The 22,548-nt window shown below is 71.5% G+C and carries 23 protein-coding genes; 8 read left to right on the forward strand and 15 right to left on the reverse strand.

What is annotated here, in order from left to right; all coding sequences use genetic code 11:
• The first annotated feature begins 30 nt into the window (after positions 1–30).
• The gene (locus tag BLU79_RS17915) at positions 31–729 is read left to right on the forward strand and encodes an O-methyltransferase (RefSeq protein ID WP_371131890.1); all 699 of its coding nucleotides are present in this window, start codon (positions 31–33) and stop codon (positions 727–729) included.
• Between the two features lie 81 nt (positions 730–810).
• Here the strand turns inward: BLU79_RS17915 and BLU79_RS17920 are convergent, their stop codons facing one another.
• Positions 811–978 carry a DUF3117 domain-containing protein gene (locus BLU79_RS17920; protein WP_003966491.1) on the reverse strand — a complete coding sequence of 56 codons (168 nt, stop codon included), beginning with the start codon at positions 976–978 and terminating at the stop codon, positions 811–813.
• Positions 979–1,355: 377 nt separating this feature from the next.
• Here BLU79_RS17920 and BLU79_RS17925 point away from each other — a divergent pair, with 377 nt between their 5' ends.
• A complete protein-coding gene (locus tag BLU79_RS17925; protein ID WP_093906780.1) occupies positions 1,356–2,159 on the forward strand; it encodes a 2-cyclohexenylcarbonyl CoA isomerase in 804 nt (267 codons plus the stop codon).
• A 93-nt stretch (positions 2,160–2,252) separates the two neighbouring features.
• Here BLU79_RS17925 and BLU79_RS17930 read toward each other — a convergent pair whose 3' ends face one another.
• Both BLU79_RS17930 and BLU79_RS17935 read right to left on the reverse strand, forming a co-directional pair.
• Positions 2,253–2,840 carry a DNA-3-methyladenine glycosylase I gene (locus BLU79_RS17930; protein WP_093906781.1) on the reverse strand — a complete coding sequence of 196 codons (588 nt, stop codon included), beginning with the start codon at positions 2,838–2,840 and terminating at the stop codon, positions 2,253–2,255.
• A complete protein-coding gene (locus BLU79_RS17935) occupies positions 2,837–3,190 on the reverse strand; it encodes a DivIVA domain-containing protein (RefSeq protein ID WP_093906782.1) in 354 nt (117 codons plus the stop codon). Before BLU79_RS17935 ends, BLU79_RS17930 begins: the two co-directional genes overlap by 4 nt.
• 145 nt (positions 3,191–3,335) lie before the next feature.
• Here BLU79_RS17935 and folP point away from each other — a divergent pair, with 145 nt between their 5' ends.
• Complete coding sequence (gene folP / locus BLU79_RS17940) at positions 3,336–4,196, forward strand: dihydropteroate synthase (protein WP_093906783.1); 861 nt, start codon at positions 3,336–3,338, stop codon at positions 4,194–4,196.
• Between the two features lie 522 nt (positions 4,197–4,718).
• Here folP and BLU79_RS17945 read toward each other — a convergent pair.
• Both BLU79_RS17945 and dapE read right to left on the reverse strand, forming a co-directional pair.
• Positions 4,719–5,477 carry an LOG family protein gene (locus BLU79_RS17945; protein ID WP_093906784.1) on the reverse strand — a complete coding sequence of 253 codons (759 nt, stop codon included), beginning with the start codon at positions 5,475–5,477 and terminating at the stop codon, positions 4,719–4,721.
• A 134-nt stretch (positions 5,478–5,611) separates the two neighbouring features.
• The gene (dapE, locus tag BLU79_RS17950; protein WP_093906785.1) at positions 5,612–6,691 is read right to left on the reverse strand and encodes a succinyl-diaminopimelate desuccinylase; all 1,080 of its coding nucleotides are present in this window, start codon (positions 6,689–6,691) and stop codon (positions 5,612–5,614) included.
• Between the two features lie 138 nt (positions 6,692–6,829).
• On the opposite strand from dapE, the gene BLU79_RS17955 reads away from it, so the two are divergent.
• Together BLU79_RS17955 and BLU79_RS17960 are read left to right on the forward strand one after the other, a co-directional pair.
• Entirely contained in the window at positions 6,830–7,807 is a 978-nt protein-coding gene (locus BLU79_RS17955) for a heavy metal transporter (RefSeq protein WP_093906786.1), read from the forward strand.
• Positions 7,808–8,153: 346 nt separating this feature from the next.
• Complete coding sequence (locus BLU79_RS17960) at positions 8,154–8,639, forward strand: ATP-binding protein (RefSeq protein ID WP_093906787.1); 486 nt, start codon at positions 8,154–8,156, stop codon at positions 8,637–8,639.
• 80 nt (positions 8,640–8,719) lie between these two features.
• Here BLU79_RS17960 and BLU79_RS17965 read toward each other — a convergent pair whose 3' ends face one another.
• Positions 8,720–9,814 (reverse strand): bifunctional succinyldiaminopimelate transaminase/glutamate-prephenate aminotransferase, encoded by a 1,095-nt coding sequence (locus BLU79_RS17965; RefSeq protein ID WP_093906788.1) that lies wholly within the window; start codon positions 9,812–9,814, stop codon positions 8,720–8,722.
• Between the two features lie 115 nt (positions 9,815–9,929).
• On the reverse strand, positions 9,930–10,250 hold the full coding sequence (gene fdxA, locus BLU79_RS17970) for a ferredoxin (RefSeq protein ID WP_019058397.1): 321 nt from the start codon (positions 10,248–10,250) through the stop codon (positions 9,930–9,932).
• Between the two features lie 140 nt (positions 10,251–10,390).
• On the opposite strand from fdxA, the gene BLU79_RS17975 reads away from it, so the two are divergent.
• Both BLU79_RS17975 and BLU79_RS17980 read left to right on the forward strand, forming a co-directional pair.
• On the forward strand, positions 10,391–11,413 hold the full coding sequence (locus BLU79_RS17975) for a GNAT family N-acetyltransferase (RefSeq protein WP_093906789.1): 1,023 nt from the start codon (positions 10,391–10,393) through the stop codon (positions 11,411–11,413).
• A gap of 32 nt (positions 11,414–11,445) precedes the next feature.
• Positions 11,446–12,297, forward strand: a complete 852-nt coding sequence (locus BLU79_RS17980) for a transglutaminase-like and tetratricopeptide repeat-containing protein (protein ID WP_093906790.1) — start codon at positions 11,446–11,448, stop codon at positions 12,295–12,297.
• A 109-nt stretch (positions 12,298–12,406) separates the two neighbouring features.
• On the opposite strand, the gene BLU79_RS17985 is transcribed toward BLU79_RS17980, so the two are convergent.
• The 8 genes from BLU79_RS17985 to BLU79_RS18020 all read right to left on the reverse strand — a co-directional run bounded on the left by BLU79_RS17985 (position 12,407) and on the right by BLU79_RS18020 (position 20,181).
• Positions 12,407–13,021 carry a response regulator transcription factor gene (locus BLU79_RS17985; protein WP_093906791.1) on the reverse strand — a complete coding sequence of 205 codons (615 nt, stop codon included), beginning with the start codon at positions 13,019–13,021 and terminating at the stop codon, positions 12,407–12,409.
• Positions 13,018–14,184 (reverse strand): sensor histidine kinase, encoded by a 1,167-nt coding sequence (locus tag BLU79_RS17990; RefSeq protein ID WP_093906792.1) that lies wholly within the window; start codon positions 14,182–14,184, stop codon positions 13,018–13,020. The genes BLU79_RS17985 and BLU79_RS17990 overlap by 4 nt, the downstream gene beginning before the upstream one ends.
• Entirely contained in the window at positions 14,181–14,921 is a 741-nt protein-coding gene (locus BLU79_RS17995) for an ABC transporter permease (RefSeq protein ID WP_093906793.1), read from the reverse strand. The genes BLU79_RS17990 and BLU79_RS17995 overlap by 4 nt, the downstream gene beginning before the upstream one ends.
• Positions 14,918–15,850: an ABC transporter ATP-binding protein gene (locus BLU79_RS18000; protein ID WP_177001061.1), complete on the reverse strand. Its 933-nt coding sequence runs from the start codon at positions 15,848–15,850 to the stop codon at positions 14,918–14,920. The genes BLU79_RS17995 and BLU79_RS18000 overlap by 4 nt, the downstream gene beginning before the upstream one ends.
• 131 nt (positions 15,851–15,981) lie before the next feature.
• Complete coding sequence (locus BLU79_RS47440; RefSeq protein WP_256333362.1) at positions 15,982–18,426, reverse strand: hypothetical protein; 2,445 nt, start codon at positions 18,424–18,426, stop codon at positions 15,982–15,984.
• A gap of 247 nt (positions 18,427–18,673) precedes the next feature.
• Positions 18,674–19,075: a DUF6113 family protein gene (locus BLU79_RS18010; protein WP_093906795.1), complete on the reverse strand. Its 402-nt coding sequence runs from the start codon at positions 19,073–19,075 to the stop codon at positions 18,674–18,676.
• On the reverse strand, positions 19,072–19,941 hold the full coding sequence (gene mshB / locus BLU79_RS18015; protein WP_093906796.1) for an N-acetyl-1-D-myo-inositol-2-amino-2-deoxy-alpha-D-glucopyranoside deacetylase: 870 nt from the start codon (positions 19,939–19,941) through the stop codon (positions 19,072–19,074). The genes BLU79_RS18010 and mshB overlap by 4 nt, the downstream gene beginning before the upstream one ends.
• A 45-nt stretch (positions 19,942–19,986) precedes the next feature.
• Positions 19,987–20,181, reverse strand: a complete 195-nt coding sequence (locus tag BLU79_RS18020; RefSeq protein WP_093906797.1) for a hypothetical protein — start codon at positions 20,179–20,181, stop codon at positions 19,987–19,989.
• Between the two features lie 176 nt (positions 20,182–20,357).
• Between BLU79_RS18020 and BLU79_RS18025 the strand changes: the two genes are divergently transcribed.
• Positions 20,358–22,475 carry a S9 family peptidase gene (locus tag BLU79_RS18025; RefSeq protein ID WP_093906798.1) on the forward strand — a complete coding sequence of 706 codons (2,118 nt, stop codon included), beginning with the start codon at positions 20,358–20,360 and terminating at the stop codon, positions 22,473–22,475.
• Positions 22,476–22,548: the final 73 nt, after the last annotated feature.

Raw genomic sequence — 22,548 nt, forward strand, 5'->3', positions numbered from 1 at the left:
GTCTTCCCACCTCTCTAAACGCCCGGTCCCATCTGCGGGTTCCCGCCCGCAACGGATACAGTCACGCCCAGGCAACCACGGGGACAGGAGAGGGCCATTACCGGCAACCGGCAGACGAGCTGGGCGTTCGCCGACGCCTACGTCGCCGAGGACGAAGTCCTGCGCTGGGCCCGCGACCGGGCCCGCGAGGCGGGGCTGCGCTCGGTGTCGCCCGGCACGGGCGCCGCGCTGCGGATGCTGGCCGCCTCGGTGGACGCGAAAGCGGTGGCGGAGATCGGTACCGGCACCGGCGTCTCCGGCATCCATCTCCTGCACGGCATGCGCCCGGACGGCGTCCTGACCACGGTGGACCCCGAACCCGAGCACCAGCAGTTCGCCCGCCAGGCCTTCCGCGCCTCCGGCTTCGCCAGCAACCGCGCCCGCTTCATCCCGGGCCGCGCCCTGGACGTCCTTCCCCGCCTCGCGGACGCCGGCTACGACCTCGTCTTCTGCGACGGCGATCGGCTGGAGTTCCTCGACTATCTCGCTGAATCGTTGCGCCTGCTGCGTCCGGGTGGCCTCGTCGTCTTCGAGGGCGTCTTCGCCAACGGCCGCACGGTGGACTCGGGCCCACAGCCCACCGAGGTCATACGCATCCGGGAGCTGCTGCGCGCGGTGCGCGAGAGCCAGGAGCTGGTGCCGTCGCTGCTGCCGGTCGGGGACGGCCTGCTGTGCGCGGTCAAAAGATAGCCGCAGACATACCCCGACAAACAGCGACCCCGGCACCATGTGCGATGCCGGGGCAGCCGAAAGGGTAGGGTCGCTTCCGCGTCAGCCGACGACCTTCTTGAGGGCATCGCCGAGTGCATCGGCCTCGTCAGGGGTCAACTCGACGACGAGCCGACCGCCGCCTTCGAGCGGAACGCGCATGACGATGCCCCGCCCCTCCTTGGTCACCTCGAGCGGGCCATCGCCCGTCCGCGGCTTCATGGCCGCCATGCTCGTTCCCCTTCCTGAAACCAGCTCATAGTCAAAGCCGACGGCCCCATGGAGGGCACGCGCGTCTGGCATGAGACACGCGACACCGGCATCGAACACATTGCTTCCAAGCCATTATCCCGCATCTCAGGACCCGATGACCAACATCAGTCGGCATCGCTTGGGCAACGCGCGCGAGCAAAACCACTCAATTCGGCGATGTGACTGCGATACTGCGCCACCGCACGTGCTTGGACCGAACAGAACCGGACGTGAATTCTTTGACGCAGGTCACACGTCCGGTCAGGGCTGTTGCCGGTGATCTCCGCCATGCTGTCCTTCAGACAAGGGCGTACCGACGAGTACGCCCCGAGCCGCGACACCTGAGGGGATCCACCATGGCCGACACCGTGCTCTACGAGGTGAGCGACGGACTCGCGACGATCACGCTGAACCGCCCCGAGGCGATGAACGCGCTGAACATCGAGGCCAAGGTCGCCCTGCGGGACGCGGTCGAGGCCGCGGCGGGTGACGACGCCGTACGGGCCGTGCTGCTGACCGCGGCCGGGGAGCGGGCGTTCTGCGTGGGGCAGGACCTGAAGGAGCACATCGGGCTGCTGATCTCCGACCGGGAGACGGGGTCGGGGCACACGATGAGCACGGTGCGGGAACACTACAACCCGATCGTGAAGGCCCTTACGTCCATGTCGAAGCCCGTGGTGGCCGGGGTGAACGGGGTGGCGGCCGGGGCCGGTTTCGGGTTCGCGTTGGCCGCGGACTACCGGGTCGTGGCCGACACGGCTGCCTTCAACACGTCGTTCGCGGGGGTCGCGCTGACCGCGGACTCCGGGATCTCGTGGACGCTGCCGCGGGTCGTGGGGCCCGGGCGGGCCGCCGACCTGCTGCTCTTCCCGCGGAACATCAAGGCGCAGGAGGCGTACGAGCTGGGCATCGCGAACCGGCTGGTGCCTGCGGGTGAGCTGCGCGAGGAGGCCGAGAAGGTGGCGCGGGCGCTCGCCGGGGGGCCGACGGTGGCGTACGGGGCGATCAAGGAGGCGGTCGCGTTCGGGCTGTCGCACTCTCTTGAGGAGACCTTGGAGAAGGAGGACGAGCTGCAGACGCGGGCGGGGTCTTCTGAGGACCATGCGATCGCCGTGCAGGCCTTCGTCAACAAGGAGAAGCCGAAGTACTTGGGCCGGTGAGTTCGGGGCGGTGGCGCCATCGGGGGCTGCGGGTGCGTGGGGGCTGGTCGCGCCCACGCGGCGTAGCCGCAAGTCGATACAGTCCCGCGCTCCTCAGGGAGCGCTTCTCGCGACGCAGCTTTCCAAGTGGTCGTCGACCAGGCCGCATGCCTGCATCAAGGCGTACGCCGTCGTCGGGCCCACGAAGCGCAGGCCCTTCTTCTTGAGGGCCTTGGACAGGGCCGTCGACTCGGGTGTGACCGCCGGGACGTCCGCCAAGGTCTTCGGAACCGGGCGGGTGGTCGGGTCGGGGGCGTGGGACCAGATCAGTTCGTCCAGATCGTCCGGGGCCCAGTCCGCCAGTACGCGTGCGTTGGCGATGGTCGCGTCGATCTTGGCACGGTTGCGGATGATGCCCTCGTCGGCGAGGAGGCGGTCCTTGTCGGTGTCCGTGAAGGTCGCGACCTTGGCGATCTCGAAGCCCGCGAAGGCGGCGCGGAAGCCCTCGCGGCGGCGCAGGATCGTGATCCAGGACAGGCCCGACTGGAAGGCCTCCAGGCTGAGGCGTTCGTAGAGCGCGTCGTCGCCGTGGACCGGGCGGCCCCACTCCTCGTCGTGGTACGTCACGTAGTCCGGGGTGGACAGGGCCCAGGGGCAGCGCAGGGCGCCGTCCGGGCCGGCGAGGGCCGTGCCGTCGCTCACTGCTGGTCCTCCTGGTCGGGCTTCTCCATCGGCACCCGGCCTCCCGACCCCATCTGGGCTCCGGCCAGGGCGGACTCCAGGTCGGCGATACGGGCATCGCGCTCGGCGAGCTCGGCGCCGAGGCGGCTGAGGGCGTCGTCGACGTCGGCCATGCGGTAGCCCCGGGCGGCGAGCGGGAAGCGGAGGCTGTCGATGTCGGCGCGGTTGACGGGGCGGTCCGGCGGCAGCGGGTCCTGCAGGCGCTCGGGCGCGGCTTCCGGCAGCGGGCCGTCGCCCTCGCCGCCGCCCACCACGGCGAGCGTCACCGCGGCGACCACGACGGCCAGCGCGACGACCAGGAACAGGAACATAACCATCGCTGTGGCCCCCACGGTCCGTTAATGCGTGCGGTCGAGTGTGTCAGTGTCCGATCGTGCCATGCGACTCTGACAGTTAGGGTCGCAGGCGGCCGTAGACCGGCGACTTGCCAGGACGTACTAGGAGAGGTCACAGGGGATGCTCAGGCTGGGCACGCGTGAGTTCGACACCCACGAGCCGGTGATCATGGCGATCGTGAACCGGACCCCGGACTCCTTCTACGACCAAGGGGCGACGTTCCAGGACGAGCAGGCCCTCGCGCGCGTGGAACAGGCCGTGGCGGAGGGTGCGGCCATCATCGACATCGGCGGCGTCAAGGCCGGGCCGGGGGACGAGGTGACCGCCGAGGAGGAGGCGCGGCGGACCGTCGGGTTCGTGGCCGAGGTGCGGCGGCGGTTTCCGGATGTCGTGATCAGCGTGGACACCTGGCGGGCCGAGGTCGGGGCGGCGGCGTGCGAGGCGGGGGCGGATCTGCTGAACGACGCGTGGGGTGGGGTGGATCCGGGGCTGGCGGAGGTCGCCGCGCGGTACGGGGTGGGGCTGGTGTGTACCCATGCGGGGGGTGCGGAGCCTCGGACTCGGCCGCACCGGGTGACGTACGACGACGTGATGGCCGACATTCTGCGGGTGACGGTGGGGTTGGCCGAGCGGGCGTTGGGGCTGGGGGTGCCTCGGGAGTCGATCCTGATCGATCCGGGGCACGACTTCGGGAAGAGCACCCGGCACAGTCTTGAGGCGACTCGGCGGTTGGGGGAGATGGTGGAGACGGGGTGGCCGGTGCTGGTGTCCCTGTCCAACAAGGACTTTGTCGGGGAGACCCTGGACACGCCGCTGAAGGAGCGGGTGGTGGGGACGTTGGCGACGACTGCGGTGTCCGCGTGGTTGGGAGCGCAGGTGTACCGGGTGCATGAGGTCGCCGAGACCCGTCAAGTCCTGGACATGGTGGCGTCGATCGCCGGGCACCGGCCTCCGGCGGTGGCGCGGCGGGGGCTGGCGTAGGCGCCTTTTCCTCGCCCCCGCCGCCCCTGCCCGTCCCGTCCTCCAGGGGCTCTGCCCCTTCGACCCCGGGCGCCTCTTCTGGGGGCTGCCGCCCTCAGACCCCCGCATCGGCCCTGAACGGGCCTTGTCCTCAAACGCCGGACGGGCTGCGATGCCTGGGCCGGCGCCTAGAAATAACCGTCGCTCCACCGGCACGCCCCCGGCGGGTGGGTGGGGGCCAGGGACGGCGGGTCCTCATCCGCGACACCGACCGCGCTGAAATACACGGGCGACACCGAGAGGTGACGGCCTCCGGTCTGCGGCCCCCACCGGGTGGGTGGGGGCCAGGGACGGTGCGACCTCATCCTCGAACGCCAGACGGGCTGAATCACGCGGGTCCCTCGTCGAGGTGACGGCCGCTCGCGAGTGGGCGAGGTGCTCGGGACCGTGCGGCCTCGGCCCCGAACACCGGGCGGGATGAGATGCGCGGGCCGGCGCCGAGAAGGCGCCCCCGCTCGCCGGACCGGCTGGCCCAGCCGCGCGCTAGCGGCCCGCCTCCTTCGACACCAGCGCCACCGCCTCCTCCACCTCGTCCGTGACGTGGAACAGGAGCAGGTCCTTCTCCGAGGCCTTGCCCTGGGCGATCAGGGTGTGCTTGAGCCAGTCGACCAGGCCGCCCCAGTAGGCGCTGCCGAACAGGACGATCGGGAAGCGGGTGACCTTCTGGGTCTGGACGAGGGTGAGGGCCTCGAAGAGTTCGTCGAGGGTGCCGAGGCCGCCGGGGAGGACCACGAAGCCCTGGGCGTACTTGACGAACATCATCTTGCGGACGAAGAAGTACCGGAAGTTCAGGCCGATGTCGACGTAGGGGTTGAGGCCCTGTTCGAAGGGCAGCTCGATGCCGAGGCCGACCGAGATGCCGCCCGCCTCGCACGCACCCTTGTTCGCCGCCTCCATGGCGCCGGGGCCACCGCCGGTGATCACCGCGAAGCCGGCCTCGACCAGGCCTCGGCCGAGGCGCACTCCGGCGTCGTACTCGGGCGAGTCGACCGGGGTGCGTGCCGAGCCGAACACGCTGATGGCCGCCGGGAGTTCGGCGAGGGTGCCGAAGCCCTCGATGAACTCCGACTGGATGCGCAGCACTCGCCAGGGGTCCGTGTGGACCCAGTCCGACGGACCGCCCGCGTCCAGCAGCCGCTGATCGGTCGTACTCGCCGTCACCTGGCCCCGCCTCCGCAGGACCGGTCCCAGACGCTGTTCCGACGGTGGCTGCTTCTTCCCCTCGGGGTTACCGGTAGCCATGTGCGCTCCCTCCACTGCGGGGCCTGCGGGTCTTGCAGGTCGTTCCACCTCAGCGTAGATCCAAGCGGGTTACAGACGGGGGACGTGAGCATGACCGCCGTGCAGCACGGTCTCGGTGATTCCCCGGCTCGGTCCTACGCCATGAGCCACGCCCGCAGCCGTTCCTCCCCCGCCAGGACCTTCGCCTTCTCCACCCGCTCGTCCCGCTTGTGCGCCAAGTGCGGGTTGCCGGGGCCGTAGTTGACCGCCGGGATACCCAGGGAGGAGAAACGCGAGACGTCCGTCCAGCCGTACTTCGGGCGCGGGGTGCCACCGACCGCCTTCATGAACGCGGCGGCGGCCGGGTGGGAGAGGCCCGGGAGCGCGCCGCCGCTGTGGTCGTCCACCACGAACTCCTCGACCCCGCAGTCGGCGAAGACCTCGCGGACGTGCGCGACGGCCTCGTCCTCGGTGCGGTCCGGGGCGTAGCGGAAGTTGACCGTCACGACGCATTCGTCGGGGATGACGTTGCCCGCCACGCCGCCCGAGATGCCGACCGCGTTCAGGCCCTCCCGGTACTCCAGGCCGTCGATCAGGGGGTAACGCGGCTCGTACGACGCCAGCCTGGCCAGGATCGGGGCCGCCGCGTGGATCGCGTTCGAGCCCATCCAGCCGCGCGCGGAGTGGGCGCGCTCGCCCTTGGTCTTGAGGAGGACCCGCAGCGTGCCCTGGCAGCCGCCCTCCACCTCGCCGTCGGACGGCTCCAGCAGCACCGCGAAGTCGCCCTCCAGCCACTCCGGACGGTTCTCGGCGACGTGCTTGAGGCCGTTGAGGTCGGCGGTCACCTCTTCGTTGTCGTAGAAGACGAAGGTGAGGTCGCGGTTCGGGGCCGGGACCGTCGCGGCGATGCGGAGCTGGACCGCCACGCCCGACTTCATGTCGCAGGTGCCGCAGCCCCACAGGACGCCGTCCTCGTCCAGCCTCGACGGGACGTTGTCCGCGATCGGCACCGTGTCGATGTGGCCGGCGAGGATCACACGCTCCCCACGCCCCAGGTTCGTCCGCGCCAGGACGTTGTTGCCGTACCGGTCGACCGTCAGATGCGGCAGGGCGCGCAGGGCGGTCTCGATGGCGTCCGCGAGGGGCTTCTCCGTGCCGCTGACGGAGGGGAAGTCGACGAGCCGCGCGGTGAGCTGCGCGGCGTCCAGCGTGAGGTCCAGAGAGGTGTCGGCCATGGTGCCGACCCTAACCCGCCGGGCCGCGGGCCTGTCGGCCCACTTTCCCCGCAGCCCGCACTCCGTTTCCCACACAGCCCGCACTCCGTTTTCCCACACAGCCCATACTCCTCAGTAACCTCGGCTACCTTGTAGGGCGTGCCGAAGTCGTCCGCCTCTCCGAAACGTCGTGGCCGCCTCCTGCGTCGCGGGGCGGCCTTCGTGGTCCTGCTCGCCGTCGCGGGATATCTCGCGGTGCAGTACGTCACCGGAGGCCCGGGGGCGCCGGGCTGCGCGGTCGTCTCGGACGACGGCGACGGCGCGCGCTACGAGTTCACGCCGGAGCAGGCGGTGAACGCCGCGACGATCGCCGCCGTCGGCACCGGGCGCGGACTGCCCGAGCGGGCCGTGACGATCGCCCTGGCCACCTCGCTTCAGGAGTCGGGCCTGCGCAACATCACCCACGGCGACCGTGACTCGCTGGGCCTGTTCCAGCAGCGGCCCTCGCAGGGCTGGGGCACCGAGCGGGAGATCCTGGACCCGATCTACTCGGCGGGCATCTTCTACGAGCACCTGGCCAAGGTCCGCGGCTATGCGGAGTTGCCGCTCACCGTCGCCGCCCAGCGAGTCCAGCGCAGCGGCTATCCGGAGGCGTACGCCAAGCACGAACCGGACGCGACGCTGCTCGCCGCCGCCCTCACCGGGCGTTCGGCCGCGACGCTGACCTGCGAGGGGCTCCCCGGGGGCACGTCGGCCGGTGGTACGGACTCGGTACGGGCCGCGCTCGTACGAGACTTCGGGCAGGACGCGCTCCAGTCGGCCGCCGCCGAGGTGGGCTCCGCGAAGGCCACGCCCACGCCGACTCCGTCCGTGGTCGAGAGCGACGGGCAGACCGTCCTGCTGCCCGTGACCGGCGGCAAGGGCTCCGGCGCCGGGCGCAGTGTCCGCGAGCGCGGATGGCAGCTGGCCCACTGGGCCGTGGCCAACGCCTCCGACCTGCACATCCAGCGGGTGTCGTACGCCGGACGGGAGTGGACCGCCGGGAACACCGACAGCCAGTGGCGTGCGATCGTCGGGCAGGGTGCCTCGGGCGCGGGCGGCGGGCTGGACTCGGTCCGGATCGTCATGACTCACTAGCGCGCGCAGCCGTTCGGGAACCCACTCCCACGGGTTACCCGGGGTGTCGGCCGACGACGACGTGCGGGGGATTTCCCGCAGTCACCCTCATATCCGCCAAAGACCTTGAGAACAAAGGGCTGTAAGGATTCGGCAGCCATTCCTGCGGGACGCGTTTTGACCGTTTTTATCCGCAGGCGATAATGCGACGCATTGCCAACTCTTTACGTTGCGCCGCCGCAACCTTCCCGGGCTTCGAGCGGTAGTCACTGCGTCCGAGCCCGGAGATCAACAGCCAGTCGGTCAACTGCCGGGCGTGGTTGGACACTTCATCGTTCTCATCCGACTTACCCGTCGAAGGAGCATCATGTCCCTCCCCCTGACCCGCCGGATCGCCCGTGCCGCGCTGCTCGTCGCTGCGGGAGCGGCTGCCGGGGTCGGTGCGGCCGGCTCCGCCAGCGCGGCCCCCGAACTGCCCGACGCCTCGAAGGTCGGCGGACTGAGCGCCGTCGACAACACGAGCGTCGTCGAGGGTGCGGCTCAGAACGCCACCGGGCTCGCGAGCGGTGCCGTCGACACGGCGGTCGACCAGGCGCTGCCGACCGCCACGAAGGCCGGTGGCACGGTGACCAAGACCGGCGGCAAGGCCGCGACGAAGGCGAAGAAGGCGGTGCCCGCCGCCGCCAAGGCCGGCAGCAAGGTCGCGAAGAAGGCGACGCCCGCGGCGCAGGAGACCGCGGGGGGCGTGGCCGGGTCGGTCGGGACCGTCCTCGGTGACGCGGCCGGTGCGGCCACGCAGGGTGGCGTGCCGAAGACCGGGTCGCTGCCGGTGCAGGCGCTTCCGCTCGGCTGACGGTCACCGCGCGTGGCTTGAGCCGCCGACGGGGTTCAGGGAGTTCCCTGGGCCCCGTCGGCTTTTGTGTGCCTGCGCCCTTACGCCAGGCGCCGCACCGCCGCCGCCACCCTCTCGTCCGTCGCCGTGAACGCCACGCGTACGTGGTCGGCGCCCGCCTTGCCGTAGAAGTCGCCCGGGGCCACCAGGATGCCGAGGTCGGCGAGGTGGGCGACCGTGGTCCAGCAGGACTCGTCCTTCGTGGCCCAGAGGTAGAGGCTGGCCTCGCTGTGTTCGATGCGGAAGCCGTGGCCCTCCAGGGCCTCGCGGAGGGCACCCCGGCGGGCGGCGTAGCGGTCGCGCTGGACGCGGACGTGCTCGTCGTCGCCGAGGGCCGCGATCACGGCCGCCTGGGTCGGTGCCGACGTCATCATGCCGCCGTGCTTGCGGATCTCCAGGAGGGGACCGAGGACGGCGGGGTCGCCGGCCAGGAACGCGGCGCGGTAGCCGGCCAGGTTCGAGCGCTTGGAGAGGCTGTGGACGGCGACGATGCCCTCGTAGGAGCCGCCGTTGACGTCGGGATGCAGGACCGAGACCGGGTCGGCCTCCCAGCCCAGCTCCAGGTAGCACTCGTCGGAGAAGAGCAGGACGCCGTGCTCACGGGCCCAGGCGACCGTCCGGGTGAGTTCCTGCTTCGACAGGACCTTGCCGGTGGGGTTGGACGGCGAGTTCAGCCAGAGCAGCTTCAGGCCGCGCGGGTCCAGCTCGGTCGGGTCGTCGTACACCTCGTAGTCCGCTCGGGCGAGGCGGGCGCCCACCTCGTACGTCGGGTACGCCAGCCGCGGGTAGGCCACCTTGTCACCGGGGCCCAGGCCCAGCTGGGTGGGGAGCCAGGCGACCAGCTCCTTGGAGCCGACGATGGGCAGGACGTGCCGGTGGGTGACCTCACGGGCGCCCAGGCGGCGCTCCACCCAGCCCGTGATCGCGTCGCGCAGCGCCGGGGTGCCCCAGACCGTCGGATAGCCCGGGGAGTCCGCCGCGTCGATCAGGGCCTTCTGGATCAGCTCGGGGACCGGGTCGACCGGCGTGCCGACGGAGAGGTCGACGATGCCGTCCGGGTGCGCGGCGGCCGTCTTCTTGTACGGCTCCAGCTTGTCCCAGGGGAAGGTGGGGAGGCGGTCGGAGACTGCGGACACGGTGTCTGGCTCACTTTCTCGTACGGCACACGTACGGCAAACGCCTCGGCCCCGTACAGCGATCAGGGGTGATCGAGCCGTACGGGACCGAGGCGGCGCGGGTAGCGGGCCGCTCTTACTGGTTCTGCGGCGGCAGCGCGGCGACGAAGGGGTGGTCGCGCTCGATCAGCCCCAGCTTGCTGGCGCCGCCGGGAGAGCCGAGCTCGTCGAAGAACTCGACGTTCGCCTTGTAGTAGTCCTTCCACTCCTCCGGAGTGTCGTCCTCGTAGAAGATCGCCTCGACCGGGCAGACCGGTTCACAGGCGCCACAGTCGACGCATTCGTCCGGGTGGATGTACAAGGACCGGGAGCCCTCGTAGATGCAGTCGACCGGGCACTCCTCGATGCACGCCTTGTCCTTGACGTCGACACAAGGCTGCGCGATGACGTAGGTCACGCTGTCGTTCCTCCTCGATAGGGCGCCGGCGGGCCTCCACAGGCTCCGCCGCCTGGCGCGCGGGAGCGCGGCGTCGTCGATGCCCGCCCCTAGTATCTCCGTTCTTGGGCATGATCCGAACAGGAGGGGTGAACTGACCTGTGGAAATCTCTGCACACGGACGCCTCGAGGTCCGAATCACCGCTGCTGACGTGGGTAAACGAGTCTCCGTGCGGCGCTTGAGCGATCCTGGAGTTCCGGGTGAGAAGTTCACCGACACGGTGGGTGTTCTCGCATCATGGGACGACGGTGTGCTCCTGATCACACGGAAGAGTGGCGAGACCGTCCACATTCCGGAATCTTCGCTGGTGGCGGGCAAGGTGGTGCCCGCCGCCCCGGCCCGGCGCCGGGGGCCCGCAGCCTCGTACGAGGAACTCGCGCACGTCGCCACGCGCGCGTGGCGGCCGGTGGAGAGCGAGCGGCTCGGCGAGTGGGAGCTGCGGGCCGCGTCCGGGTTCACCCGCCGGGCGAACTCGGCACTGCCGCTGGGCGACCCCGGGATGCCGCTGCCGGCCGCGCTCGATGCCGTACGGCGCTGGTACGGCGACCGTGGGCTCCCCGCGTACGTGCAGACCGCGACCGGCGCCGAGGGCACGCAGGAGCTGCTGTGCGCGGAGCTGGAGCGGCTGGGGTGGGTGCGGGAGGTCTCGGCGGAGATGTGGATCGGGGCGTTGGCTCCGGTCGCGGACTTGGCCGAGGGTGCCGGGGTGGTGCTGTCCCGGGAGGCGGACGAGGCTTGGCTCGGGCGGTATCAGCGCAAGGGGGTGAGCGAGGTGGCCCTGAAGGTGCTGGGGAGCGGGCCGTCGGTGTGGTTCGCGACGGTCGCCGGTGCTGCGGGTGAGCCGCCCGCCGCGATCGGGCGGTGTGTCGTGGACGGGCGGTGGGCCGGGTTCGCCGCCGTCGAGGTGGATCCGGCGCTGCGGCGGCAGGGGCTGGCCACCCGGGTGATGGCCGCGCTGGCCCGGCGGGCCCTGGACGAGGGGGCTTCGGCGGCGTGGCTCCAGGTCGAGACGGAGAACGCGGGGGCACGGGGGCTGTACGCCGGGATGGGGTTCGCCGCGCACCACGCGTACCACCACTATCGCGAACCGGAGACGCCGGACACGACCGGCGCCGGACGGTAGTACCGATCGCCGTGAAAGGGCACGAGCCAGCTATGCGTCCCCCCAACCCCCCACCGCCCGAGCGCTCCGCCGAACTGCGGCAGCGGTTCGCCGAAGAGGCGCGGTCCGAGCGGCCCGATCTGTCCGCGCTGTGTCTGCTGGTGGGGGCCGAGGCGGACGGGGCGCTGAACGAGGCGGGCATGGACGCGGCGCAGATGGAGCTGGACGCGCTGGCCGGGCGGCTGCCGTTCCGGCCCGGCGGGCCGCGGTCCTGGGCGGTCGCTCTGCGGGAGCTGCTCGGGGAGCGGTACGGGTTTCGCGGCTCCAGCGCGGACTATCAGCGGCTGGAGTCGTCGTTGCTGCACGAGGTGCTGCAGCGGCGGCGTGGGTTGCCGATTCTGTTGTCGGTCGTGTGGATGGAGGTGGCGCGGCGGGCGGGGGCGCCGGTGTACGGGGTCGCGCTGCCCGGACACTTCGTGGTGGGGTTCGGGCCGACCGACGACCAGGTGCTCGCCGATCCGTTCGACGGCGGGCGGGTGTTGACGGGGGGCGACGCGGAGTTGCTGGTGGCGGGGGCCACGGGTGCGCCGTTGCATCCGTCGATGCTGACGCCGGCCGATCCGTTGGACGTGGTGCTGCGGATTCTGAACAACATCCGGGCGTGGGCCGCGACCCGGCCCGAGCGGACGGATGTGGCCCTGTGGGCGGTCGAGTTGTCGCTGTTGCTGCCGGCGCATCCGGCTCGGTTGCGCTTTGAGCGGGCGCAGTTGCTGGTTCAGCGGGGTGACTTCGTCGATGGGGCCGTGGAGTTGGAGGAGTACGCGGAGTTGATCAGTGCGGTGGATGAGGGGGCGGCGGAGCGGGTGCGGGGGGAGGCTCGGGCGGCTCGGGCGATGTTGAACTGAAGGTCAGCCCAGGCGCCGTGGGGGTTGTTGCCGTCTCGCGGGCGCGCCTGCGTCGTGGCTGGTCGCGCAGTTCCCCGCGCCCCTTACGGGGCGCTGTCCCACCCGGCGATTACAACCAGCCCTTCTCCCTCGCGATCCGTACCGCCTCCGCCCTGTTCCGTGCCGCCAGTTTCTGGATCGCTGTCGACAGGTAGTTGCGGACCGTTCCCTGGGACAGGTGCAGGGTCGCTGCCAGCTCGGCGTTGGTCGAGCCGTCCTCCGCTGCCCGGAGCACCTCTCGCTCGCGGTCGGTCAACGGGTTGGCGCCCTCTGCCAGGGCCGCTGCCGCCAGGGTGGGGTCGATGACGCGCTCGCCCGCCAGTACCTTTCGTACCGCTTCGGCCAGTTGGGCCGCCGGGGCGTCCTTGACCAGGAAGGCGTCGGCGCCTGACTCCATCGCGCTGCGGAGGTAGCCGGGGCGGCCGAAGGTCGTGAGGATGACCAGCTTCACGGCCGGCAGTTCCGTGTGCAGGAGCGCCGCCGCCTCGATGCCGGTCGCGCCCGGCATCTCGATGTCGAGGAGCGCCACGTCCACGTCGTGCTCGCGGGCCGCCGCCAGGACCTCGTCACCGCGGGCCACCTGGGCGACCACCTCGATGTCGTCCTCCAGGCCGAGCAGCGCGGCGAGGGCCTCGCGGACCATCGACTGGTCCTCGGCGAGGAGGACCTTGATCGTGAGGCTCATGTCGCGGATCCTACGTGCGCCGAAACCGCCACCGGGACGCGGGCGGTGAGGCGGAAGCCGTGCCGGGTCCCGCCCGCCTCCAGGGTGCCGCCGGCCTTCGTCAGGCGTTCCGTGAGGCCCGTCAGGCCGTGCCCGGGGCCGCTGCCCTCACCGCCGGAGCCGTCGTCCTCGACGGAGAGTTCCAGGACGGGCCCGTCGAGGGTCTGGCGGCGCAGCAACTCCACCGTGCAGCGCCGGGCGCCGCTGTGCCGTACGACGTTCGTGACCGCCTCGCGCAGTGCCCAGGCGAGGGCCGTCTCGCTGTCCTCGGGGACGCCCGTGAGGTCGGGCTCGGCCGGGAGTGCGGCGACCACGTCGGCCGCCGTGAGGGCGACCTTGGCGCCGGCCAGTTCCGCGGCCAGGCGCGGGCGCCGGTAGCCGGAGACGGCCTCCCGGACGTCGACCAGGGCCTGGCGGCTGACCTGCTCGATGTCGGCGACCTGCTGGGCCGCCTTGTCGGGGTGGCCGGGGAGCATACGGCCCGCGAGTTCGCTCTTGATGGTGATCAGGGACAGGGAGTGGCCGAGCAGGTCGTGCAGGTCGCGGGCCAGGCGCAGGCGCTCCTCGTTGGCGGCCAGTTGGGCGACCGTGGCACGGGCCTCGCGCAGCGCGATCGTCGTGCGGACGAGTTCGCGTACGCCGGTCATGGCGAAGCCGCCCAGCAGGGCCGGGATCAGCAGACTGGCCAGGAACGCCTTGCCGCCCGGGGTCGCGAACGCGATCACGCTCATCAGCGCGCAGGTGACCGGGATCGTCCAGCGGGCCATGCGCAGCGGCAGGGCCGCGCCGGACGCGATGGAGACGTACACGAACAGGACGAGCCACTCCCGGCCCAGGGTGAGCGCCAGGAGCGTGGACTGGGCGGCGAGGACGCCGAGCGAGGCGAGGACGACGCTGTTGCGTTCGCCGCGGCCCGTGCGGAAGAGCAGCAGCATGTACCAGGTGACGAACGCCGCGAGGCCGATCCAGCCGAGGATCCGCACGCCCGTGCTGTGACCGCCGTGCAGCAGGTCGCCCGCCGGTGCGCTCAGGTACACCAGCCAGATGCCGGTCCACAGGAGCTTGACGAAGCGTTGCTTGCGATTCTCCGGGCGCTTTCCGATGCCGACGCCTGTGCCGCTCACGCCTTCAACGTGTCCTTCCGGTACAGCCAGGCCGCGCCGCCCGTGAACAGGACGAAGAAGACGGCGAGGACGGCGATGTCCTTGGCATGGGGTGCCCGGCTCTGCTCGATCGCCTGCCCCAGGGCAGCGTACGCGTGCGTGGGCACCCACTTGGCGATGTCCTGGAGCCAGGTCGGGAAGGTCGTCGTCGGCATCCACAGGCCGCCGAGGATGGACAGACCGAAGTAGGTGATCATCGTGAGCGGGCGGACCGAGTCGCCGCTCGCGAGGTAGCCGAGAGCCACGCCGAGCGCGGCGAAGACGAGGCTGCCGGCCCAGATCGCGCCGGTGAGGGCGAGCCACTGCCAGGCGTCCAGCCGTACGTCCTTCACGACCGCGGCGACGACGAAGACGATCACGATCGACGGCAGGCTCACCACGGCCGAGCCGGCCGTCTTCGCGAGGACGTAGCCGTGCCCGGGCAGTGTCGTCAGCCGCAGCTGCCGTACCCAGCCGCCCTCCCGCTCCTTGGCGATGCGCTCGCTGTTGCCCATCAGGACGGCCGTCAGGGCGCCGAAGGAGGCCATCGAGACCATCATGTAGGTCGGCAGGGTCAGGCCCGTGCCGTCGATCTTCGTGGTGCCGTCGGCGCTGCCCGCGATGAGCAGGAAGAGGAGCGACGGGTAGAGCACGGAGAAGAACAGGAACTTCCGGTTGCGCAGGGCGCGGGTGAGTTCCAGCTTGATGAGACCGTTCATGACCGGCGCGCCTCCTCGGCTGCGGTGATGGCGACGAACGCCTGCTCCAGGCCGAGTCCGGCGACTTCGAGGTTGCGGGGGTAGAGGCCGAGGCCGTAGAGGGCGTGGACGGTCGCGTCGGCGTCGGTGGACTGGATGCGCACGGTGTGGCCCGAAACGTCGCAGTAGGTGAGGAAGGGCAGTTGCCGCAGCGCGGCCTCGTCGACCGGGCCGTCGGCGGCCAGTTCGAAGGAGATCCTGCGCGCCCCCGCCTTCGCCTTGATCTCGGCCGCCGTGCCGTCGGCCAGCAGCCGGCCCCGGTGCAGCACGAGCACCCGGTCGGCGATGGCGTCGGCCTCCTCCAGGTAGTGCGTGGCGAAGAGGACCGTACGGCCCTGGTCGGCCTGTTCGCGCATGGTGGCCCAGAAGGCCTGGCGGCTGGTGACGTCCATGCCGGTGGTCGGCTCGTCCAGGACGATCAGACCGCTGTCGCCGGCGGTCGCGAGGGCGAAGCGGACGCGCTGGGCCTGGCCGCCGGAGAGCTTGTCGACCTTGCGGTCGGCGATCTGCGCGACGCCGGCCCTGGAGAGGACCTCGGACACCTTGTACGGCCGCGGATGCAGAGCGCAGGCCAGCCGCACCAGCTCGCCGACGGTCACCTCGTCCATCAGCCCGCCGCTCTGCAGCATCGCGCCCACCCGCCCGGCGACGATCGCCTCGCGCGGACCGGTCCCGAAGACCCGGACCGTGCCGCGGTCGGGCTGCTTCAGGCCGAGCAGCAGATCGAGCGTGGTCGACTTACCGGCTCCGTTGGGCCCCAGCAGGGCCACCGTCTCCCCCGGGTGCAGCGCGAGCGTCAGCCCGTCGACGGCCCGTACGCTCCCGTAGCTCTTGCTCACCTGGTCGAACCCGACCACCGGGGTCGTCGTGTTCACCGCTGTCGTTGTCATGCGTTCCAGGGTGGCCGCGCGGGGGTGGGGCCCGGCAGTGTCGGCGTTCCTGACTGCCGGATGACAGATGTCATACGACGACGAGGGGGCACCCGGCGAGTGCCGGGTGCCCCCTCGTCCGAGCGGCTGCGCTAGCTCGGGTTGGTGTCGATGGTGACGGTGCGCTCCGCCGCCGTCTTGGCGCGAAGGGCCTTGCGCAGGGCGGAGGCAACGTCCTGCGGCAGGATGTCGCGCTTGCCGCTCGCGCCGTTGATCTGCACGCCGTCGAAGGTGGCGCCGTACGCCTCCTTGAGCGCCTTGAGGTCGTACGTGTCCACGAGCTTGCCGCCCACGGCCTTGACGCCGAGGATCTTCGGCAGGGACAGCGAGCCGAACGGGATGCTGTGCGCGGCGTCCGTCTGGATCGTGACCTTGTTGGCCATCGCCGGCTCGGCGAACTCCTTCATGAACCGGTCGACCTCGGCGTTCGAGATCGTCGGCTGCTGGGTGGTCGTCGGGACCTGCACGGCGGCGGACGTGCCCGTCTCCACCTGGGTGCGGTACGCCTCCTCGACCGCCGCGGTCGACTGGGCGACGTCGATGCCCTTGCCGGCCTTGCCGTAGACGGCGACCGCCTTGCCGGACTTGAAGGTGACCGTGCCCTCGGTCACCGAGCCGGAGCCGCCGGAGAGTTCCTCCAGGGCGGCGTGCAGCTTCTCCTCGTCCGTGGGCATGACCGGGTCGACGACCCGGTGGTTGCCGAAGAGCGAGCCGATCACCGAGACCGGGTTGTAGTCGCTGGTCGCGGCCGCACTGACCGTCTGCTGCATATCGAACTGCAGCCCGGCCTTGTCCGGCTCCAGCGTGACGGTCTCGCCGCCCACCGACAGCTTCAGCGGCTTGTTGACCTGCTCGTCAAAGGCGTCGTTGAGCTTCTTCACCGCTTCGTCCCGCGTGCCGCCGCCGATGTCGACGCCGAGCACGGTCGTGCCCTTGGGCACGTCGGAGTGGGCCATCAGCAGGCCGGCGCCGTAGACGCCGCCCGCGAGGACGATCACTCCGCCGCCGATCAGCGCCAGCTTGTTGCGGCCCTTCTTCTTGGGCGCGCGGGAGGCCGGGGCGTCCGACGCGTCCGGTTCGGGCAGCTTCGGGGGCGTGTGCGGCGCCGGGGCGTCGGTGGCGCCCGGGCCGAAGGGACCGCCGTTCTGGGCGCCCGGGGGGACGATCGGGATGCCGCTGGTGACGGTGTGGCTGGAGACGTTGTCGGCGACTCCGCCGTAGTGCGGGGTGCCGGGCTCGGGGGCCGGCTTCTGCGGCGTGAGGATCGCGGTGTCGTCGCTCAGGCCACCGCCGGGGCCGAGGCCCTGGGGGGAGCCGCCGGGACCGGCGGGGCCGGAGGAGATGCCGGAAGCGCCGAAGCCACCCGGACCACCCGGGCCGGCGGGACCACTCGGGCCCGCCGGGCCGCCGCCGGGACCGCCGGGCCGGCCGGGACCCGTGAAGACACCGGTGGCACCCGAACCGCTCGGACCACCGGAGCCGCCCGGACGGCCGGGCCCGCCCTGTCCGCCGCCGGCGATCGGCGGCACCGCCGGACCGTCACCGGTGACCGGACCGGTCGTCGGGCCCGCGGGACCCTGGGGGCCGCCACGGCCGTGCGGACCGCCGTAGTCCGGCCCGTTGAAGTCGCCGGAGCCGTCGAAGCCGTTCGAGGCGCCGAAGCCGTTCGAGGCGCCGAAGCCGTTCGAGGCGCCGAAGCCGTTCGGGGCGCTGAAGTCGGAGGCGGCGTCGAAGGGCGAGCCGCCCTGGGCGCCGAAGCCGTTCGGACCCTTGGAGCCGCCCTGCGCGCCGAAGCCGTTCGGGCCGCCCTGACCGTTCTGGCCGTTCTGGCCGTTCTGGCCGTTCTGGCCGCCGCCGTTCTCCGAGAAGTACGGCAGGTCGTCACGGCGCGCCTCGGCGCCGGGACCGGAACCGTTGCCCGGCGAGGCGGCCGCCAGCGCCTCGGTCACGTCGAAGGAACCGGTGCCTCCGCCGTGCCCGGGGGCCACGGGGCCGCCGGTCGCGCCGGGAAGCCCCGAGCCCTTCGTACCGCCGGGGCGGGAGCCGCCGGGCACGCTCATCGAACCGACCACACCACCGGGCCGACCGGCACCCGGACGCGCACCGCCGGGCACACCGGCACCTGCGCCGGGAGCCCCGGCACCCGCACCACCGGGACCGCCGCCCCCGGGGCCCGAACCGCCAGGCAGACCGGCCCCGTTGGTGGACGGGCCGCTCTGACCGCCCTTGCCCGGAGAGGACTTGCGGGGCGCGAACCAGTCGCTCGTCTTCTCCCCCGCCTGCGCCGTGGGCTCGACCGGAGGCTCGACGATGCCCGTGGACGTGGCGGTGGGGGCGGACGGCGCCGGCGGCGGCTCGGTGTCCGGGGCAGCCGTGGCACTCTCGGCCTCGGCGACGGGCTTGCGCACGACGACCGGCGGAATGGGCCTCGACCCGGGGATGTTGATCCGGATCCGGGTCGTCAGCGTGGTCTCGGTCTTGCGTTCCTCCGGCTGCGCGGCCGAACGGCCCGCGTCCGCACCGCTGTCGGAAGCCATGGGGGTCCCGTACGGCGGCGTGCCCGAGGGGTATGCGGCTCCGCCGTGCCCGTTGGGCCCGGAGGACGGAGTGTCAGTTTCACGACTCAAGGCAGGTTCTCCCGGTTGGCTCCACCGCCCGATTCGCCCTCACTGCGGGCGGCTCGGCGGCGCGCACCACCATACTGGCCACTTCTGGCCCGCATCCCACGACCGCCTGGGAAACCCACACGGGACTCGCACGAGTGCGTCGTGGAGAAGTGGTACGTCACTTGGCAAGTCGGACGCCGTCACCGTCCGGTTGCCGCACAGGTGCAAGGGTGGCGCAGATCACAGCCACGGCCATGCCTCCGAGGAGGAAGAGGTACGAGGCGGCGCCTGTGCCGAAGAGGAAGTCCCCTTCGGGGCGGCTGGCGGTGAGCAGAATGACGGCGATCATCCAGCCGCCGGCGGGCGCGACGGCCCCGCCCCGGCCGCCCGTCGCACGGGCACCGCCGAGACAGAGCCCGGCCTCGCCGGCGAGCGCGAGCAGCAGGCCGCCCGGGAACCACGCGGGCTGCACGAGCGCCCCGGCCACCCCGACCACGGCGCCGAGCACGAAGAGCCCGAGGAAGGCGAGGGCGCGCAGTCCGGAGGGCCGCTTCAGCGGCTGGGCGAGCATCGAGCTCATGACGCCTCCTCGATGACGACACCGGCGAACAGATCGGACTCCGTCCCCGCCGCCTTCTGCCCGCGCACCAACTCGTAGTACTCGGTGATGAAGAGGGGTTGTGCGAGCTCGTTGGAGAGCGCGAAGTACCGCTCGCCCGGCGAAACCTCGATCTGCGTGACGTGCGCCCGCATCGCGGCGGCCTTGGCGCCGGCGTGCGCGGTGCCGTCGATCACGGTGGTGATCCGCTCGTCGTCGACGACACCCGGTACGTCCTCGACGGTGGCGCTCTTACCGAAGGGCAATCCGGGCAGATCCACCTGCAGTCGAGCAAAGGCCTCATCGGCGACCGTGCGCGGCACGCGGTTCCAGTAGATCTTGGGGATCCGCCACCCCGCTTCCGCCGCCAGCTCGGCCGCGCGCGTGGCGATGCGGTGAGCCTGGATGTGATCCGGGTGGCCGTACCCGCCGTCCGGGTCATAGGTGACGAGGACCTGGGGGCGAACCTCCAGGACCACCTCGACGAGAGCCCGGGCCGCGTCGTCGACGTCCGCCTGCCAGAGGCAGGACGGGTCGTCGTTGTCGGCGATGCCCATCATCCCCGAGTCCTCGTAACGGCCCTTGCCGCCGAGGAGACGGAAGTCCTCGACGCCGAGCTCGCGCATCGCGGCGGTGAGCTCGGCCAGACGGTGTTCGCCCAGCTCGGCGCCGGTCAGGTGCTGGAGCTCGGGGGGAATGACCTCGCCGTGCTCACCGAGGGTGCAGGTGACCAGGGTCACCCGGGCACCCTCGGCCGCGTACTTGGCCATGGTCGCGCCGTTGTTGATCGACTCGTCGTCCGGGTGCGCGTGCACCAGGAGCAGACGCCGAGCAGGTGGTTCCGTCATGGACCCCACCCTACGAGGCGGCACCGACAGCGGCGCGCCCGCTGCTCAGAACTTGATGCTGCCGATCATGCCCGCGATGTTCGTCGTCAGCTCACTGATGGTGGGGGCGACGGTCGAGGACGCCAGATAGAACCCGAGTAGCGCGCAGACGACCGCATGACCCGCCTTCAGTCCTGACTTCTTGATCAGCAGGAAGACGATGATCGCCAGCAGCACCACCGCCGAAATCGAGAGTGCCACGGCGGCTCACCTCCAAGAATCCCAAGGGCGGGGGGTCGGACTATGGGGGCAGATAAATCCATACAGCAGCCAGCAGGTTCATACCCACTATGCAGTTGTGATCATAACTATCCGGGCGTGCGCATCGATCGGCGCACAGCCGCACAAGGGGGCGCACTGGCCAATATGGTCAGGGCATGACGACCGAGCCTGTCTCCTTCCCGCGCCGGCACGCCCGCACCCAGCGCTTCACCCTCGGCGCGCCCCGCGCGTTCACGGTGGCGCCCGACGGCAGCCGGGTCGCGTTCCTGCGCTCCACCTCCGGTACGGATCCGGCGAGTTCGCTCTGGGTCCTCGACACGGCGGACGGCGAGGAGCGCATGGCGGCCGACCCGCGCGCCCTCCTGGGCGGCGCCTCGGAAGACCTCTCGCCCGAGGAGCGGGCCCGGCGCGAGCGCAGCCGTGAGGCGGGCGCCGGCATCGTCGCCCACGCCACCGACAACGCTGTGGAGTTGGCGTCTTTTGCCTTGTCAGGGCGGCTTTTCACGGCCGAGCTGCGAGCCGGCACGGCACGTGAACTCCCGGTCCCCGGGCCGGTGATCGACCCGCGTCCCTCCCCCGACGGTCGGCACATCGCGTACGTCGCACAGGGCGCCCTGCGGGTGGTGGGTGCCGAGGGCGAGGGCGACCGTGCGCTCGCCGAGCCGGAGTCGGACGGGGTCACCTATGGACTGGCCGAGTTCATCGCGGCCGAGGAGATGGGGCGTTACCGGGGCTTCTGGTGGGGTCCGGAGTCGGACCTGCTGCTGGTGGCGCGCGCGGACGACTCGCCGGTGCGCCGGTGGTGGATCGCCGATCCGGCGCGTCCGGAGAGCGAACCGCAGCGCGTCGCGTACCCGGCGGCGGGGACCGGGAACGCGGATGTACAGCTGTTCGTGATCGACCTGGACGGGATCCGCACGGAGGTCAGGTGGGACCGGGCGCGCTACCCCTATCTGACACGAGTGCACTGGTCAGCGGCGGGTGCGCCGCTGCTGCTCGTCCAGGCGCGGGACCAGCGCAGCCAGTTGTTCCTGGCCGTGGACCCGGCGACGGGGGCGACGCGGATGGTGCACGCGGACGAAGATCCACAATGGCTGGAACTTTTCGCCGGTGTGCCCTGCTGGAGCCCCTCCGGGCAGCTGGTGCGCATCGCCGACGAGGGGGGCGCGCGGGTGCTCACGGTGGGCGAACGCCCGCTGACCGGACCGCAGTTGCACGTCCGCGCGGTGCTGGACGTCTCCGACGACGACGTGCTGATCTCGGCGTCGGCGGGCGAGGGCGCGGCGGACCCCGAGATCGGCGAAGTGCATGTGTACCGGGTGAACGAGCTCGGCGTGGAGCGTGTGTCGCAGGAGCCCGGCGTGCACGCGGCGGTACGTGCCGGGGGCGTCACGGTGCTGGTCTCCTACGCGCTCGATCGGCCCGGGGGTCAGGTGCGGGTACTGCGCGACGGAAAGGTGAGGGCGACGGTCCGGTCATATGCCGAAGATCCCGGTTTGACCCCGCGCGTGACCCTCACCGAAGGGGGCGCACGTCGCATCCCGTGCGCCGTGCTTATGCCTCGGGACTACGCCGGTGACACCCCGCTCCCGGTTTTGCTGGATCCCTACGGGGGACCGCACGGCCCCCGGGTCGTCGCCGCGCACAACGCCCACCTGACCTCGCAGTGGTTCGCCGACCAGGGGTTCGCCGTCGTCGTCGCGGACGGCCGAGGTACGCCGGGCCGCTCGCCCGCCTGGGAGAAGGCGGTCCATGGGGACTTCACGGTCTCCCTCGACGACCAGGTCGACGCGCTCCAGGACCTCGCGAAGTCCCACCCCCTCGATCTGTCCCGGGTGGCGATCCGCGGCTGGTCGTACGGCGGCTGGCTGGCGGGCCTCGCGGTGCTGCGCCGCCCGGACGTCTTCCACGCGGGCATCGCGGGGGCGCCGGTCACGGACTGGCGTCTCTATGACACGCACTACACGGAGCGGTACCTGGGCGACCCGGCCGCGCAGCCGGAGTCGTACGCGAAAAGCTCGCTCGTCACCGACGACGGCCTGTCCTCCCCCGCCGAGCCGCACCGCCCGCTGATGATCGTGCACGGCCTGGCCGACGACAACGTGGTCGTCGCGCACGCCCTGCGTCTGTCCTCGGCCCTGCTGGCCGCCGGCCGGCCACACGAGGTGCTGCCGCTGTCCGGAGTGACGCACATGACCCCGCAGGAGCAGGTCGCGGAGAATCTGCTGCTGCTTCAGGTGGACTTCCTGAAGCGCTCGCTCGGGCTCGCCTGAACAGCAACGGACCGGGGTGACATGGCGCACCCCGGTCCGTTTACGGCACCCGCACGGCCGTACGCTGTTCAGC

This window comes from Streptomyces sp. cf386, from assembly GCF_900103585.1.
Classification (GTDB): Bacteria; Actinomycetota; Actinomycetes; order Streptomycetales; family Streptomycetaceae; genus Streptomyces.